Genomic DNA, 14,324 nt, shown 5'->3' with positions numbered 1-14,324 from the left:
GGGGTTATAAGCCTTATAATATCAAATAGTTTTCGGTAGATGAGATCATATCAAAAGGGGTTCCGCTTTCACCCCCGGCCTGAAGGCCGGGGTCCTCCCGCTCCACCCCTTTACCCCGCAAGATAGAGGTCATCCCAAAACGGATCATAACCCTCTGTCATGTTGATGGAATGACCTGCATTCGTCTCTGTAAAATCCTGTTCTGGTGGTTGTGCCGGGAGACGCCGGTCCATCGCCTTCCCTCTACAGTTCGACGGCGGATGGTCCACGCTGCTTATCATGGGATCTGGGGGAGACATCGATCCGATCATGAAGTATCTCCAGAGCCCTGCATGCAGTGATATAAAGAATGAACGAGAGTTTTGGGATGACCTCAGAGACAATCGGTCTTCAGATCAGAAGAGCGGAGGAGAGCGGTGCCGCACCTCGTAGAGATGACTCAGGAAAATACGTTACACGCCGAGAGTACGGGCCTGCACCCTCAGAACGAGTCGATCGAGATGCCGTCGAAGGACTCCGCGATCTCCCTGATCTCCTTCACGCCGAAGGCGGTCTGGACAGAGACGAGGTCGATCTCGCTCGCGCACGAGCACATGTAGTCGAGGACGTCCACCGAGAGTTCGCGGTGCTGCTGACTCTTCTTCAACTGATCCATGAGGCGCGCCATCGTCTCCGGCGGCTCCATCCGCAGCTTCGCCAGGGAGACGACGCACATGAATATCCGGGTGAGGTTCCTGTCAGGTCCGGTGATGGTGTCGAAAAAGTTCCGCAGCACCTGCGCCTGGTAGACCTCGCCGCCCATAGGTGAAAGTTTCCCCTTGCATATCAAAAAGGTATCTGTTTTGTTCCGGGGAAGAGGGGAGGGGGAGGCCCCTCACTTCCTGGTGCTCACGATCTTGATGATGTCGCCGTCCTTCAGTTCGGTGCTCTCCTTGATCCGCATGCCCGTCCTGGCGTCGACGGCGTACAGGAAGCCCTCGCCGATCTCGGTGTGGACGCGGAAGGCGAGGTCCTTCGGGGTCGAGCCCTTCTTCATCAGGAAGGCGTCGGGGAGGACGCGGCCCTGCTTGTCGGTGAAGCGGTGCTCGTCCTCCACCGGGTAGACGACGATCTGGTTGAGGAGGTCGAAGACCGCCCTGTTGAGTGCTTGCTGGACGCCGGTGCCTTCGTATTTTTCCACGAGTCCCTGCAGCTTTTCGAGGGCCGCCCTCTGCGGGGTGCTGAGCTTCGCGTCGGGCTTGATGGCGAAGGAGGTGTCGCCGGGCAGGTAGGTGATGAAGCCGCCGTCTGCCGCCATCCGCAGGGCGAGTTCGGCCGCCGCGCTCGTCGGGATGCCGCCCATCTCCTTCATCTCGTCGATGAGCGCGTCCGGGGCCATATCCATCTTGTTCGCGACAAAGATGACAGGCTTGGTCATCTCAAGCAGGCGCTCGCAGAGAGGGACGAGGTCCTCCTCGCTCGCCCGGCGCAGGTCGAGGTCGAGTTCGGCGGCGACCTCCTTGACCTCCTCGTAGGTGATGCCGAGGCCCGCGAGCACGCCGGCGACCCCCTCGTAGGCGTCGAAGGTCTTCTGCTGCGCCTGCCTCTGGAGACGGGCCCAGTGTTTGGCCAGGATGCCGTGGACCCACATCGTCATCTCGAACTTCAGGAAGGTGACGTCCCCCCGTGGATCGTGGCTGCCGGGCTCGACAGGGTTGCCCTCGGCGTCGGTGGCGCCGCTCGCGTCCACCACATGGAGGATGGCGTCGGCCTCCCTGAGGTTGTCCAGGAACTGGTTGCCAAGGCCCCTGCCCTTGTGGGCGTCGGGGACGAGCCCGGCGACGTCGACGAAGGCGACAGGCACGAAGCGCACGCCGTCGTGGCACTGGGTGCAGCCCTCGATGCCGAGCGTCTTGCACGGGCAGGTGGTGCGCACATAGGCGACGCCGTGGTTCGCGTCGATGGTGGTGAAGGGATAGTTGGCGATCTCGACCTGCGCCATGGTTGCTGCCTTAAAAAACGTGGACTTGCCGCAGTTTGGTTTGCCGGCCAATGCTAGCGTAATCATAACAATTCTCTTTTACGTTTGCACTCTTATTAATCTGGTACCATGGGATACAGCACGAGGAATACCTATTATTTCGACGCACCGGGCGCGGCGAACACGGAGGACGCCGCCCGCTTCGCGGTTGAGCGCGCACGCGAGGAGGGGATCGGCACCGTCGTCGTGGCGAGTTGCACCGGGAAGACGGCCCTCACCTTCCTCCAGGCGATGAAGGGGACCGGCCTTCGCCTGGTGGTGGTGACCCATGCCGTCGGCTTCTCCGCACCGGGCGTCTGGGAGTTCGACCAGGCGGCCGCGGAGACCCTCAGGGCGGCAGGGGCCGCGGTCGTCACCGGGACGCACGTCCTCTCCGGTCTTGAGCGCGCGATTTCCCGGTCGCCGAAGCTCGGGGGCGCGTCGCGGACCGAGGCGATCGCCGAGTCCCTCCGCCGGACCGTCGCCGTCGGCCTGAAAGTGGCCGTCGAGTGCTGCCTCATCGCCGCGGACCAGGGCGCTATCAGGGTGGACGAGGAGGTCGTGGCAGTCGGCGGGACGGCGACGGGCGCGGACACGGTCTGCGTGATCAGGCCGGCCCACACCGCGGCCTTCTTCGACCTCCAGGTGCGCGAGATCGTCGCCATGCCCAGGAACCGGTGATCGGGTGTTCGGGTCATTGCAGGAGGCGTTCAGCCTCCTTATCAGGGTCCCCCTGGTCTGGACGACCGGGATCATCATGGGCGCGGCCTTCGGTATCGACCTCATGCTGGAGTTCTCGGGGGAGACGTTCTTTGCCGGGAAGGTCCTCCTCTTCGGCCTCCTCGTCCTCCCCTTCTTTGTCGCGGGGGCCCTCGGGGCGATGCACAGGAAGGACGGGAGCCTCGCAGCCTTCCTCGAGGAAGGGAAGAAGGGCTACTTCAGGGTCCTCCTCCCGGCGATCGTCCTCGTCTTTGCGGCCGCCGTGACCCTCCTCCTCCTCGCCGCCCCGGTCGCCCTCTTCACCGGCGAGAGCGCAGTCGGGGCGATCAGTTCGGCGATCATGGGAGTGGTCCTCTCCTTCGCCTTCTTCGCGTACTTCTACGACGCCGCGGCGGTGACGGAGGAACTCGGCGTCTTCGCCTCCATCCAGAGAAGCGCGGCCCTGGTCTTCACCGACCTCTGGAACGTGCTCCTCTTCTATGCGGCGAACATCGCGGCATTCATCGGCATGGGCTTTGCAGCCCTCTTCCTCCTGACAGCCCTGCTTTACGATAAACTCGCCCCGATCGTCGAGAGCGGGGAGACCTTCGCATTCGACGCCGTCAATGCCACCGCGGCCCAGGCAGAGTTCACCGCCATCCTCGGGCCCGACGGCATCTGGGCGACCGCCCTCGTCTACGCCCTCTTCATCGCCGTCTTCGTCCCCTTCACCCTCGCCTTCAAGGCCGCCTTCTATGCCCGGCACATCAGGGAGGCCGAGGAGGAGAAGGTCGTGGGCGAATACGACGAGAAGGGCCGGTGGTACAGGTACTGAAAGAGCACCAATCTTTTTTTGGTTGGGGTTTCATCGGAGCGGGGGAGACTGCCGCTCTTCTGAGACGAGGGATACGACGGGAGGAGATCGCATTTCCCACCCTCTAAAACAGAGTATCTGAGATGATCATATCGAGGAGTGCGCCCCGTGCTGTCCGTATCCCCGGTCATATTTATGATTGCATACATCCCATGCACTATCAGGAGGGACTATAGATGCTGGTAAAATTCGATATCTACCATGATGGTGAGTTCTGGTGTGCCCGCGGCATGGGAGTGGACATCTTCACGCAGGGTAAAACGCTTGACGAACTCATGAATACTATCAAAGAGGCCGTCGAACTGCACTTTGAAGAAAATATCGATGCCGGAGAGCAGATCACGATTATATCCCTGACTGAACTTCAGGTTGGTCCAATTGCCAAAATCTCCGGTTGTTAGTGGCTTTCTTCTGGTGAAAGCACTCGGCTCGCTTGGTTATACCATCCTGCGACAGCGTGGCAGCCATGTTCAGTTGAGCAAGAACACACCTGCCGGAGAACACCGGATCACGATCCCCCTCCATGACGAGATCGCAAAAGGTACCCTGAACGATATCGTCACAAAGGTGTCGCAGTGGAATTGTATCACAAAAGAAGACTTTTTTGATCTGCTGCGATAACACGTAGTTCCTGCAGTCCACTGGTGAGACAAACTCCATCAGTCCCTCCCTGACGAGATCTCCTTGCCCTTTTGATGATGAGCCTTCTCCCTAGATCACCAGCAGCGCGAGCAGGAACGCCGCCACGCCGCCTGCCAGGGTGGCGGCGAGGTTCGTGCCCGCATTTCCGAAGACCCCCCTGTTCTCCAGGGTCGCCCCGACGACGCTGTCCACGTTCGTGCCGATGAAACCGGCGACGACCCCGACAGCGGCGATAGGGAGGGAGGCGACGCCGAGGGCGAGAGCGGCGAGGGAGACGACGACCGCCGCACCGATGGCCACGACCTCGCCAAGCACGGTCACCCCGCCGTTCGTGCCCGGCGGGACACGCTCCAGGGTGGTGATCAGGTACGGGTCGCCGCCCATCACCCCGATCTCCGAGGCGACGGTATCAGCCGCCGCGGAGGCGACGCTCCCCAGGAAGAGGGCGATGAAGGCCTCGTGCCCGGTGATGCCGAAGAGCACCGCCCCGGCCGTGGCGACGAGACCGTTTGCAAAGACATTGAAGTAGCCGCGCACGCCGCCATGGGACTGGGCCACGCCGAGGGCGTCCTTCTCGCGGTACTTGAACTTCGTCGCCGCAGAGCCCAGGATGAAGAAGACGAGCATGATGAAGAACCAGCGGACATCGGCAAAGACGATGAGGAGGAGACCGATGATCGCACCGGAAAAGAGGCCGGAAAGGTCGGCGGTCTTCAGGCGGTAGGCGAAGTACCCGAAGGTCAGGCCGATGATCGCCGCCACGGCAAGCACCCGGATGTCCACGACATAGCCAATCTCGTAGAAGAGCTGCTGCGCCATCGCCACGCCCAGGGCCTCGATCATCAGGGCGTCTTCCCTGCCCGTGAGGGCGGCGCGGAGGAGCACGGCGACAAGGACGCCGATGAGGACGGTCAGCGGGGAGAAGACCCCCACATAGTACATGGCCAGGAGTCCTCCCGCGCACCCGGTCAGGAAATAGGGGATATAGGAGCGCGGCCATCCCCCGGTAACCCGGAAGGCGTACTCGCCGGGGACGAGGATCGCCAGCGTCGAGGCAAAGACAGCGAGGGAGAGGAGGCCGAGGCCATAGAGCACCGCGGTGACGATGATCGAGACGGCGACAAACTTTGTCCCGCGGATCAGGAGGAGAACCCCGGAAACCAGGACGACAATGAGGGAAAGGAGCCACGCGGGCTGTATATGCGGGGCTACCAGAATCCCGAGTACGGCAAGGACCGCAGCGAGAGCAGGCCCAGTCTCCTGATGCATTCAGTTTTTTATTGGAACCGGGAAGAGATGAACTTTCCAGTCAGGGGCGGGCGTGCCGACTCTATTCGGCGACCCATATATTGATTTAAAAACTTGGAAACCAATAGTAAGGGAAGATGTCATCCTCGCATACGATCCCAAAGACCTATGATTTCCGGGAAGTGGAGGAACGGTGGCAGCGCACCTGGCGCGACGAGGACAACTACTTTGACCGCACCTCGACAAAGCCGCGGTTCATCATCGACACGCCCCCACCCTACCCGACAGGCAACTTCCACATAGGAAACGCCCTCAACTGGTGCTATATCGACTTCATTGCACGGTACAAGCGTATGCGGGGCTACAACGTAATGTTCCCGCAGGGCTGGGACTGCCACGGCCTGCCCACCGAGGTCAAGGTCGAGGAGATCCACGGCATCACGAAAAACGACGTCTCCCGGGAGGAGTTTCGCCGGATGTGCCGGGACCTCACCCTCAGCAACATCGAGAAGATGCGCGCCACCCTGCGGCACTGCGGGTTCTCGACCGACTGGAGCAACGAGTACATCACGATGCTCCCGAAATATTTCGGGAAGACGCAGCTCTCCTTCCTGCGGATGCTGAAGGCGGGCTACATCTACCAGAGCGAGCACCCGGTGAACTTCTGCACGCGGTGCGAGACGGCGATCGCCTTTGCCGAGGTCTCATACGAAGAGCGTGAGACAAAACTCAACTACTTCGACTTCGACGGCCTGGAGATCGCAACCACCAGACCCGAACTCCTCGCGGCCTGCGTCGCCGTCGCCGTACACCCCGACGACGAGCGCTACACGGCCCTCACAGGAAAGCACCTGACGGTCCCCCTCTTCGGCCACGAGGTGCCGGTGATCAGGGACGAGGCCGTCGACCCGTCCTTCGGGTCGGGCGCGGTGATGATCTGTACCTTCGGCGACAAGCAGGATGTCCACTGGTGGAAGCAGTACGACCTCCCCCTGAGGAAGGCCATCGACCGGAAGGGCCGGATGACCGCGATCTGCGGCCCGTACGAGGGCATGAACACGAAGGAGTGCCGCGAGGCGGTCCTCGCCGAGATGGAGAAGCGGGGTATCCTCAAAAAGCAGGAGACGATCGAGCAGAGGGTCGGCACCTGCTGGCGGTGCAAGACCCCGATCGAGATCCTATCCGAGAAGCAGTGGTTCATCAGGATCAAGCCCGAAGAGATCATGAAGGCCGCAAAAGAGGTGACGTGGTACCCCGGGCACATGTTCACCCGCCTGGAGAACTGGGTCGAGTCGATGGACTGGGACTGGTGCATCTCCAGGCAGCGGATCTTTGCCACCCCGATCCCGGTCTGGTTCTGCGCAAAGTGCGGTGAGACGGTCCTCCCTGACGAGGCCGACCTGCCTGTCGACCCGACGGTGGACAGGCCGAAGCACCCCTGCCCGAAGTGCGGGTCAGAGGAGTTTGTCGGCGAGCACGACGTCCTGGACACCTGGATGGACTCCTCGATCTCGGTGCTGAATGTCACCGGCTGGGACGGGAGCGGCACGCCCGCACTCTTCCCGGCGCAGATCCGCCCGCAGGGCCACGACATCATCAGGACCTGGGCCTTCTACACGATCCTGAGAGCGGTCGCCCTCACCGGCCAGAGGCCCTGGGACCAGATCCTGGTGAACGGCATGGTCCTCGGCGAAGACGGTTTCAAGATGTCCAAGAGCCGGAACAACATCATCCCGCCCGAGGACATCCTCAAGGAGTACGGCGCCGACGCCTTCCGGCAGTGGGGGGCGATGGGCGGGGCCACCGGCCAGGACATCATGTTCAACTGGAACGATGTCGTCGCCGCCTCCCGGTTCCAGACAAAGATGTGGAATATCGTCCGCTTCGTGCTCACCCAGCTCGAACGCGAGGGTGTCCCCGACGACACACCGGTGACCGAACTCCTGGACCGCTGGCTCCTTGCAAAACTGACGGAGACGGCTGCCGAGGTGACGGACGCCCTGGAGACCTGCCAGTTCGACCAGGGCCTCAAGGCGATCCGGGACTTCACGAAGAACATCCTGGCGGACGACTATATCGAGCTCGTGAAAGGACGGCTCTACTCCGACGCCCCCGAGCGTGCGAGTGCCTGCCGCGCCCTCGCCATCACGATGGACGCCCTCTGCAAGATGCTCGCCCCCTACACCCCGCACTTTGCCGAGGAGTGCTGGGCCCAGTTCAGGGAGGAGTCTGTTCTGAAGCAGCCATGGGTCGACCTCGCCTTCGCGGACGCGGAGGCAGAGGGGCTCGGGGACCATGTGGTCGCGCTGACGGCCGAACTCAGGCGGTACAAGCACGACCTCGGTCTTGCCCTGAACGCTCCCTTCGGCAGGATGAACATCTATGCCCCTGAGTCCATCGACGACTGCGGCGACGTGGCGCGGGCCCTGAATGCGACGGTCGCCTGGAAGACGGGCGAGCCGAAGCTGGAGAAGGCGGTGGCCGGCGTCGAGTTCAACAAGGCGGTGATCGGCCCGGCCCTCCGCAAGCAGGCGAAGGCCTTCATGGCGGCAGTCGAGGCCCTGCCGGCAGAGCAGCTCGTCACCCCCCCGGCAACCGTCACCATCGACGGCGAGGAGGTGGCTGTCCCGGAGAATGCCTTCACCCCGACCTTCACCTACCAGGTGGAGGGCGAGGCCGTGGACGTGCTCACCCTGGGCGACGTCACCGTCACCCTGCGGCGGGAGTGAATACAGGCAACATCTCTTTTTTCAACGCGTAATCCCGTTCCCGCAACTTCTATCATCCCGGAAAGGGACGATCCTGTATGTACAGACACAAAACAGAGGGGACGTAATGCCGCGTGAAGCGCTCTATGTGGGGCTTGCCTGCCTCGTCGCGGCCGCGGCCCTCTGGTTTCTCACGGCCAACCTCACGGTGAGCGGCCTCCTCGCCCTCATCGGCATCGTCCTCGTCCTCCTCGGAATGCAGACGTCGGAATATACAGAGGAACCGGAGGACGACGAGGAGACAGACCGGGAGGAATAACCCCCACATATCTCATGAGACAAGCGCGGGTCCCCCGCCAAAATCAGGATAAGCCCCGGGAAGACAGAATAGGAAATCCCGATGGGAGACTGCCATCCCTCTCCTATCCTGATGATCTTTCCTCAAAAAAAGGGTCGGCGAGATCCTGGAAGGGCTATCGCCGTGACCCGGCCCGCCGCCTGATCTCGGCGGCGACAAAGTCGAGCACCGCCTTTTTTTCGAGCATCGCGTCGACGAGGACGAAGCGATCGGGCTCGGCCTCCGCAAACCGAAGATAGTTTGCCTGGACCGCGGCGAGGACGGCCGCCTCCTCGAAGTGTTCCTTGTGCTCCTTGAGCCGGGTGACCGCCGCCTCCACCGGGAGGACGCAGAGGAAGGTGAGGTCCGGGACGACGGTGAAGGGGGCGTGGACGGCCCGCAGCCAGCCTTCGGGGTCGGGCATCGTCCCCTCCAGAGTCACGGCCTGGTACGCGTACCGGGAGTCCGAGTACCTGTCTGAGATGACGATCTTCCCCGCCGCCAGGGCCGGCCTGACGACATGGGTGAGGTGGGCGGCATGGTCGGCGACAAAGAGGAGGCACTCGGTGACGGGGTCGCGGTTCTCGGCGATCGCGCGCCGCACCGCCTCGCCCACCCAGGTGGCGCCGGGCTCGCGGGTGACCACCGGGTCGAGGTCGGCGAGGGCGCCGGCAAGGCCGGCGACGAGGGTGCTCTTCCCGCTCCCGTCGATCCCCTCGACGGTCACGAGCATTTCCGCCCCTCCTCCACCCATGCGCGGGGGATCGTCCCCCTGTGCACGCCCGTCGCCACGATGGCGCCGTCGAACCCCGCACCCTCAAGGACGTCGAGGTCGCGCACCCCGGCGACGCCCCCTCCCCAGAGGAGGCGGCCCGGATAGGCGGCGCGGATCTCCTCAAGGTCGGCGGGCAGGCCGCAGCCCGTCCCGACGCCCCCGATATTCAGAAGGATGCACCCGGCGAAGGGGAGGTCTGCCGCCCTCTTCAGCACGGCGACCGGGGCCTCGCCCGACGGGATCACCAGCCCGCCCTTCACGTCGACAGAGAGGAAAGAGCCCGGATAGCGTGCGAGGTCTTCGCCTGCGGTCTCGGTCCCGACGACATTGACGACCCCGTCCATCAGGTCGGCCGGGCCGCGGCACCCCCTGTCGACATAACACCTGTCCACCATGCCGGCAAGACGCCTGATCACATTTTCGTGGTCGCCGACGCCCTCGATACGGTCGAGGTCAGCGATATAGAGGCACTTCGGCGCGAGGTCCTCGCAGTAGGCGACAGGCTCGGCCGAGCGCGCCAGACCCCATGTGAGAGGGGCATAGGTCTCCCGCTCCCCCTTCGCCCCATGGACGACAGAACCGCTCTTCAGGTCCATTGCAAGAATACATTCCATGACTTCAACGCAATCACTATTAGGATTAAAGATCATTAATTCCTATGCGATTATTGGTCAGCCCTAGCAGTATTGAGGAGGCCCAATCCGCACTCGCAGCCGACATCATCGACGTGAAAAAACCGTCAGAAGGATCGCTCGGCGCCAACTTCCCCTGGGTGATCCGTGGGATCAAGGAGATGGCGGAAAAACCGGTCAGTGCTGCCATAGGCGATTTTGATTACAAACCTGGATGCGCAGCCCTTGCAGCATACGGGGCGGCGTGCGCTGGTGCTGACTATATCAAGGTCGGGCTCATGTTCGACGGCAGGGATAAAGCCTACGAACTGAGCAAGGCCGTTGTGAAAGCGGTTAAGGACGAATTCCCGGAGAAAACCGTCGTTATCGCCGCGTATTCCGATTACGAGAGGCTCGGCACGATCTCTCCCTTCGTCGCCGCCGAAGCGGCAGCCGAAGCAGGCGCCGACGTCGCCATGATCGACACCGGCAGAAAAGACGGAAAGAGCACCTTCTCGTTCATGGACGCGGACACCCTTGCCACCTTTACCGAACAGAACCGCAGCCTCGGGGTGGCGACGGCCCTTGCAGGTTCGCTGAAATTTGAAGACCTCACCACCCTCAAGACCATCGACCCCGAGATCATCGGGGTGCGCGGCATGGTCTGCGGCGGTGACCGGACCAATGCCATCCGCCCCGAACTGGTGGAAAAGGCACTTGCCATGATCAGGTGAGCATGATGTATGGTGAAAAACTGAACGTGCCCACGGCCCTCACCTTCGACGACGTCCTCCTTGTCCCGGCGGCGTCCTCTGTCGAACCGAGCGAGGCCGATGTCCACGCAATCTTCTCGAAGAACATTCCCCTGAATATCCCGATCGTCTCGTCCGCGATGGACACGGTGACCGAGTCCGAGATGGCCATCGCCCTTGCCCGCCTCGGCGGCATCGGCGTGATCCACAGGAATATGAAGCCTGACCGGGAAGTGGAGATGGTCAGGCGGGTGAAGCGTGCGGAAGACCTGATCGAGCGCGAGGTGCTCTCTGTCGGGCCTGACGCCACTCTCTCCGAGGTGGAGGAACTGATGAACAAGCACGGCATCGGCGGGGTGCCGGTCATCGAGAAGAACCACCTTGTCGGGATCATCTCGCGCCGCGACATCAGGGCGATCGTCCACCGCCGGGGCAAAGAGGCGGTCCGCTCGATCATGACGACGGCGCCGATCACGGCCCGCGAAGACGTCACCGCCGAAACGGCGCTGGAGACGATGTACTCGAGCAAGGTCGAGCGCCTGCCGGTCACAAACGGCGACGGGAGGCTGCTCGGCATCATCACGATGCAGGACATCCTGGAGAAGCGCGCCTATCCCCTGGCAAACAGGGACGCGGACGGGAGCCTCAGGGTCGCCGCGGCTGTCGGCCCCTTCGACTTCGAGAGGGCGATGATGCTCGACGAGGCCGGGGTGGACGCGATCGTGGTGGACTGCGCCCACGGCCACAACCTCCATGTGGTGAAGGCTGTGCGCGAGATCAAGGCGAGCGCGAAGGCCGACATCGTCGCGGGGAACATCGCCACTGCGGCGGCGGCCTCCGAACTCTCCGACACCGTCGACGGCCTGAAGGTCGGGATCGGGCCGGGCTCGATCTGCACGACCAGGATCGTGGCCGGCGTCGGCGTCCCGCAGGTTTCGGCGATCAGCAGCGTCGCCGACGTGGCAGGGCCTCTCGGCATCCCGGTCATCGCGGACGGCGGGGTCCGGTACTCGGGCGACATCGCCAAGGCGATCGCCGCGGGCGCAAACTGCGTGATGATGGGCAGTCTTCTTGCCGGGACAGACGAGGCACCTGGTCGCGTGATCGCGATGCAGGGCCGGAAGTACAAGCAGTACCGCGGCATGGGGTCGCTCGGCGTCATGAGCGGCGGCGAGTCCTCGGACCGGTACTTCCAGAAGAAGGGGATAGGCAGGACCAAGTACGTCCCCGAGGGCGTCGAAGGGGCGATCCCCTATGTCGGGAATGTCTCCGATGTCGTGTACCAGCTCGTCGGCGGCCTCAAGTCGGCGATGGGCTACACGGGTTCGGCGACGATCGAGGACCTCAGGACGAAGGGGATGTTTGTCAGGATCACCGCGGCCGGCATGGGCGAGTCCCACCCGCACAACATCCTCATCACCGACGAGGCCCCGAACTACCGGCTGATGAGCTGATATCATCCCCATTTATATTTTATGAACACTAACATCTGGTAAGGATGCTCGATAACGGTGAAGTCTCCCGCCTCCTTGATATCCTCGGGAACAGGAACAGGAGGCGGATCATCGATCTTCTCAGGCTGAAGCCCTGCTTTGTCACCGAGATCTCGGACAAACTGATGATCTCGCCGAAGGCGGTGATCGAACACCTGCAGATGATGGAGCAGGAGGAGATCCTCTCTTCGTTCCACGACGACCGCCGGCGGAAGTATTATTGTCTGGTACGCGAGATCAGGGTCGATGTGAGGCTTGAGGGGAACGAGACGGCCCCTTTCCCCCGGCCGGGAGAGAGCAGGGGGGCGAAATATCTCACCGCGCTCTTCATGCTCACCAGGATGCTCCGCACGCGGGACAATCTCATCGCAAACCTCGAAGAGATCGAGCGGGACATCGAGGTCAAGATGAATGATGTGGTGAAGTACAGCAGGGAGATCCTCTCGAACGAGACCGAGATGGACCTGGTGCTGGCCCTTGCCCACTGCACCCTCACCCTGCAGGACCTCGAAGAGTACACCGGTCTCGAAGCCGAACCGGTGGAAGCGATGCTCGAAGATCTGATCGGAAAAGGGATCGTGGAACAGAACGGGAAAGAGTATATGCTGCGTGTTTCCTATGCCGAACAACCCTTATGACGAAATTTTCAAGAGCCTGGCAAAGATCCTCGGCGAGATGACGGGCGAGAACGGCGAACCGCCGCGGATCATCGGGTGCACGATCATCGCCGGCGGTGGGGTGCCGCACCGGGAGGAGGAGATGCCCGAGGACGACGACGGCATCGACTACGAGGTGGTCGAGGGCGAGGACTGTGTCTATGTCACGGCAGAGGTCCCGCCGGAGGCAGAGATCGCGGCCGAGTTCGGGCCCCGCGAGGTGACGTTGACGGTCGGCGATGCGACGGAGACGATCGACTTCGAGGCCGAGATCGACGGGGAAGGGAGTTCGTACTCGGTCAACAACGGCATCCTCGACGTCGTCTGCAGGAAGGCCGGGAAAACGGCCTGAAACGTTTTTTATTTTTTTATTCCGGGAGATTGGTCCACGGATCTCCTCAAAGAAGATACCGGGAGAGGTTCGTAGGCGCTGATCGACCTCCTCCCCGCCGGGCGCCCGGGTCTTCATCGACGGTGCCGAGTACGGAACCACCTCAGAGACCACGGGCAGTCTCACCGTACCCGATATCCGCATCGGCACCCGGCAGGTGAAAGTCCTCAAGGATGGCTACGCTCCGTTCACCGCCACCGTAACAATCGAGAAAGACCGGACGACCTCCCTCACCGCGACCCTGAACAACGACGACCTGGAAGGGAACGGCCTGGAAGGGGACGACCTGCTCGACGATGAAGAGACAAACAGCTTCATCGACGGCTTCGGCAACCGCCACACCACCGACCCGCCTCTCGTCGACACCGATGGCGAAGCGGCCGGCTTCCCCACCACCATCACTTCTTCACGAAACCGGCGATAGAGGGGCAACCTGCTACAAAAGAGATAAAAATTCGTCAGGAGAGATCCCCGCCTGAAAGAGAATTGCCTGAAGCGTCTTTGGAGCAAGCGTCTTTCCAGAGTGGACAGGAACGGTGACGATGATACCACGCTCTGGATGGTGGAGGTACTGGTGGCTGCCCCGCATGCCGACCTCCTCAAAGCCCGCTCGCTTCAAGGCCCGGACCACTTTCTCCCCCGTTGCTCTCGGGAGCTTCATGCTGCGTTGCTCGTATTCAGGGGTACAGATACCTCAACAGGAATGGGCTTCCCTAACTTTCTGGCGACCTCGATATACCCCGAGATTGCTTCTTCAATATGTGCCAGCGCCTCTTCCCAGGTAGACCCCTCGCTGATGCAACCCGGGAGGGAGGGGACCGTTACGGTGTACCCTCCGTCTTCATTCTGCTCCATAAGAACGGTGTAGCGGAGACGAATATCAGACAATCGATCCCTCCACAGGTGAATAGTATCTGGCACTATATAGGAGTTCTGCAAATGAGTGTCGCCCCGGAAACCCTGCCGGCAAAGGCAGCGAAGGCGTAAAAAATCCCAATGTATGGGTTTGTAGAAATCCTCTGGATGGCCATCTCTGCGGGGGGCCGACCGCTCGAAGACCTACGGTCAACGGCAAATCAGAGGTTTGCCAGAACAAGAAAATCTTCGATTTTCCCGTTTTCTCAAGCTCGCTATCGCTC

General features: G+C 62.1%; 17 protein-coding genes and 1 pseudogene. 11 read left to right on the top strand and 7 right to left on the bottom strand.

Annotation, left to right across the window (positions count from 1 at the left end; translation table 11 throughout):
- Nucleotides 1–481 precede the first annotated feature (481 nt).
- Together PHP59_RS07550 and PHP59_RS07545 are read right to left on the bottom strand one after the other, a co-directional pair.
- Nucleotides 482–802 carry a hypothetical protein gene (locus PHP59_RS07550; RefSeq protein ID WP_300165628.1) on the bottom strand — a complete coding sequence of 107 codons (321 nt, stop codon included), beginning with the start codon at nt 800–802 and terminating at the stop codon, nt 482–484.
- A 72-nt stretch (nt 803–874) separates the two neighbouring features.
- Complete coding sequence (locus PHP59_RS07545) at nt 875–2,047, bottom strand: redox-regulated ATPase YchF (protein WP_300165626.1); 1,173 nt, start codon at nt 2,045–2,047, stop codon at nt 875–877.
- A gap of 42 nt (nt 2,048–2,089) precedes the next feature.
- Here PHP59_RS07545 and PHP59_RS07540 point away from each other — a divergent pair, with 42 nt between their 5' ends.
- The 4 genes from PHP59_RS07540 (at nt 2,090) to PHP59_RS07525 (ending at nt 4,193) form a co-directional block, all read left to right on the top strand.
- Nucleotides 2,090–2,680, top strand: coding sequence for a pyruvate kinase alpha/beta domain-containing protein (locus PHP59_RS07540; RefSeq protein ID WP_300165624.1), 591 nt, complete (start codon nt 2,090–2,092; stop codon nt 2,678–2,680).
- Between the two features lie 4 nt (nt 2,681–2,684).
- Nucleotides 2,685–3,533 (top strand): hypothetical protein, encoded by an 849-nt coding sequence (locus PHP59_RS07535; protein WP_300165622.1) that lies wholly within the window; start codon nt 2,685–2,687, stop codon nt 3,531–3,533.
- 215 nt (nt 3,534–3,748) lie between these two features.
- Nucleotides 3,749–3,973, top strand: a complete 225-nt coding sequence (locus PHP59_RS07530; protein WP_067053268.1) for a type II toxin-antitoxin system HicB family antitoxin — start codon at nt 3,749–3,751, stop codon at nt 3,971–3,973.
- A gap of 13 nt (nt 3,974–3,986) precedes the next feature.
- Entirely contained in the window at nt 3,987–4,193 is a 207-nt protein-coding gene (locus PHP59_RS07525; protein WP_300165617.1) for a type II toxin-antitoxin system HicA family toxin, read from the top strand.
- A gap of 90 nt (nt 4,194–4,283) precedes the next feature.
- Here the strand turns inward: PHP59_RS07525 and PHP59_RS07520 are convergent, their stop codons facing one another.
- Nucleotides 4,284–5,483, bottom strand: a complete 1,200-nt coding sequence (locus tag PHP59_RS07520; protein WP_300165615.1) for a DUF92 domain-containing protein — start codon at nt 5,481–5,483, stop codon at nt 4,284–4,286.
- A gap of 116 nt (nt 5,484–5,599) precedes the next feature.
- Between PHP59_RS07520 and PHP59_RS07515 the strand changes: the two genes are divergently transcribed.
- Nucleotides 5,600–8,191: a valine--tRNA ligase gene (locus PHP59_RS07515; protein WP_300165613.1), complete on the top strand. Its 2,592-nt coding sequence runs from the start codon at nt 5,600–5,602 to the stop codon at nt 8,189–8,191.
- A gap of 106 nt (nt 8,192–8,297) precedes the next feature.
- Nucleotides 8,298–8,489: a hypothetical protein gene (locus PHP59_RS07510; RefSeq protein ID WP_300165611.1), complete on the top strand. Its 192-nt coding sequence runs from the start codon at nt 8,298–8,300 to the stop codon at nt 8,487–8,489.
- A 154-nt stretch (nt 8,490–8,643) separates the two neighbouring features.
- Here PHP59_RS07510 and tmk read toward each other — a convergent pair whose 3' ends face one another.
- Nucleotides 8,644–9,240, bottom strand: a complete 597-nt coding sequence (tmk, locus tag PHP59_RS07505) for a dTMP kinase (protein ID WP_300165609.1) — start codon at nt 9,238–9,240, stop codon at nt 8,644–8,646.
- Nucleotides 9,231–9,896 (bottom strand): HisA/HisF-related TIM barrel protein, encoded by a 666-nt coding sequence (locus PHP59_RS07500; RefSeq protein WP_300165607.1) that lies wholly within the window; start codon nt 9,894–9,896, stop codon nt 9,231–9,233. Before PHP59_RS07500 ends, tmk begins: the two co-directional genes overlap by 10 nt.
- A gap of 44 nt (nt 9,897–9,940) precedes the next feature.
- Here PHP59_RS07500 and PHP59_RS07495 point away from each other — a divergent pair, with 44 nt between their 5' ends.
- The 5 genes and pseudogenes from PHP59_RS07495 to PHP59_RS07475 form a co-directional block, all read left to right on the top strand.
- On the top strand, nt 9,941–10,627 hold the full coding sequence (locus tag PHP59_RS07495; protein ID WP_300165605.1) for a (5-formylfuran-3-yl)methyl phosphate synthase: 687 nt from the start codon (nt 9,941–9,943) through the stop codon (nt 10,625–10,627).
- A 5-nt stretch (nt 10,628–10,632) separates the two neighbouring features.
- Nucleotides 10,633–12,099: an IMP dehydrogenase gene (gene guaB / locus PHP59_RS07490; RefSeq protein ID WP_300165630.1), complete on the top strand. Its 1,467-nt coding sequence runs from the start codon at nt 10,633–10,635 to the stop codon at nt 12,097–12,099.
- A gap of 44 nt (nt 12,100–12,143) precedes the next feature.
- Nucleotides 12,144–12,776, top strand: a complete 633-nt coding sequence (locus PHP59_RS07485; protein ID WP_300165603.1) for an ArsR family transcriptional regulator — start codon at nt 12,144–12,146, stop codon at nt 12,774–12,776.
- The gene (locus PHP59_RS07480) at nt 12,757–13,146 is read left to right on the top strand and encodes a CS domain-containing protein (protein ID WP_300165601.1); all 390 of its coding nucleotides are present in this window, start codon (nt 12,757–12,759) and stop codon (nt 13,144–13,146) included. Before PHP59_RS07485 ends, PHP59_RS07480 begins: the two co-directional genes overlap by 20 nt.
- A gap of 97 nt (nt 13,147–13,243) precedes the next feature.
- Nucleotides 13,244–13,609 (top strand): annotated as a pseudogene (locus tag PHP59_RS07475) (PEGA domain-containing protein); the annotation flags it as partial.
- Nucleotides 13,610–13,621: 12 nt separating this feature from the next.
- On the opposite strand, the gene PHP59_RS07470 reads toward PHP59_RS07475, so the two are convergent.
- Together PHP59_RS07470 and PHP59_RS07465 are read right to left on the bottom strand one after the other, a co-directional pair.
- The gene (locus PHP59_RS07470; protein ID WP_300165599.1) at nt 13,622–13,846 is read right to left on the bottom strand and encodes a type II toxin-antitoxin system HicA family toxin; all 225 of its coding nucleotides are present in this window, start codon (nt 13,844–13,846) and stop codon (nt 13,622–13,624) included.
- A complete protein-coding gene (locus PHP59_RS07465; protein ID WP_298665210.1) occupies nt 13,843–14,073 on the bottom strand; it encodes a type II toxin-antitoxin system HicB family antitoxin in 231 nt (76 codons plus the stop codon). The genes PHP59_RS07470 and PHP59_RS07465 overlap by 4 nt, the downstream gene beginning before the upstream one ends.
- Nucleotides 14,074–14,324: the final 251 nt, after the last annotated feature.

The organism is Methanofollis sp. (genome assembly GCF_028702905.1).
Lineage (GTDB): Archaea > Halobacteriota > Methanomicrobia > Methanomicrobiales > Methanofollaceae > Methanofollis.
Note: the sequence above shows the minus strand (reverse complement) of the source record. Positions and strands in the feature narration are given on the sequence as shown.

Excerpts from the sequence above, each read along its gene's own strand:
- PHP59_RS07545 (WP_300165626.1), bottom strand. The coding sequence starts at position 2,047 with ATGATTACGCTAGCATTGGCCGGCAAACCAAACTGCGGCAAGTCCACG.
- PHP59_RS07520 (WP_300165615.1), bottom strand. The coding sequence starts at position 5,483 with ATGCATCAGGAGACTGGGCCTGCTCTCGCTGCGGTCCTTGCCGTACTC.
- PHP59_RS07540 (WP_300165624.1), top strand. The coding sequence starts at position 2,090 with ATGGGATACAGCACGAGGAATACCTATTATTTCGACGCACCGGGCGCG.
- tmk (WP_300165609.1), bottom strand. The coding sequence starts at position 9,240 with ATGCTCGTGACCGTCGAGGGGATCGACGGGAGCGGGAAGAGCACCCTC.
- PHP59_RS07485 (WP_300165603.1), top strand. The coding sequence starts at position 12,144 with ATGCTCGATAACGGTGAAGTCTCCCGCCTCCTTGATATCCTCGGGAAC.
- PHP59_RS07515 (WP_300165613.1), top strand. The coding sequence starts at position 5,600 with ATGTCATCCTCGCATACGATCCCAAAGACCTATGATTTCCGGGAAGTG.
- PHP59_RS07470 (WP_300165599.1), bottom strand. The coding sequence starts at position 13,846 with ATGAAGCTCCCGAGAGCAACGGGGGAGAAAGTGGTCCGGGCCTTGAAG.
- guaB (WP_300165630.1), top strand. The coding sequence starts at position 10,633 with ATGTATGGTGAAAAACTGAACGTGCCCACGGCCCTCACCTTCGACGAC.
- PHP59_RS07550 (WP_300165628.1), bottom strand. The coding sequence starts at position 802 with ATGGGCGGCGAGGTCTACCAGGCGCAGGTGCTGCGGAACTTTTTCGAC.
- PHP59_RS07500 (WP_300165607.1), bottom strand. The coding sequence starts at position 9,896 with ATGGAATGTATTCTTGCAATGGACCTGAAGAGCGGTTCTGTCGTCCAT.
- PHP59_RS07510 (WP_300165611.1), top strand. The coding sequence starts at position 8,298 with ATGCCGCGTGAAGCGCTCTATGTGGGGCTTGCCTGCCTCGTCGCGGCC.
- PHP59_RS07480 (WP_300165601.1), top strand. The coding sequence starts at position 12,757 with ATGCCGAACAACCCTTATGACGAAATTTTCAAGAGCCTGGCAAAGATC.
- PHP59_RS07530 (WP_067053268.1), top strand. The coding sequence starts at position 3,749 with ATGCTGGTAAAATTCGATATCTACCATGATGGTGAGTTCTGGTGTGCC.
- PHP59_RS07495 (WP_300165605.1), top strand. The coding sequence starts at position 9,941 with ATGCGATTATTGGTCAGCCCTAGCAGTATTGAGGAGGCCCAATCCGCA.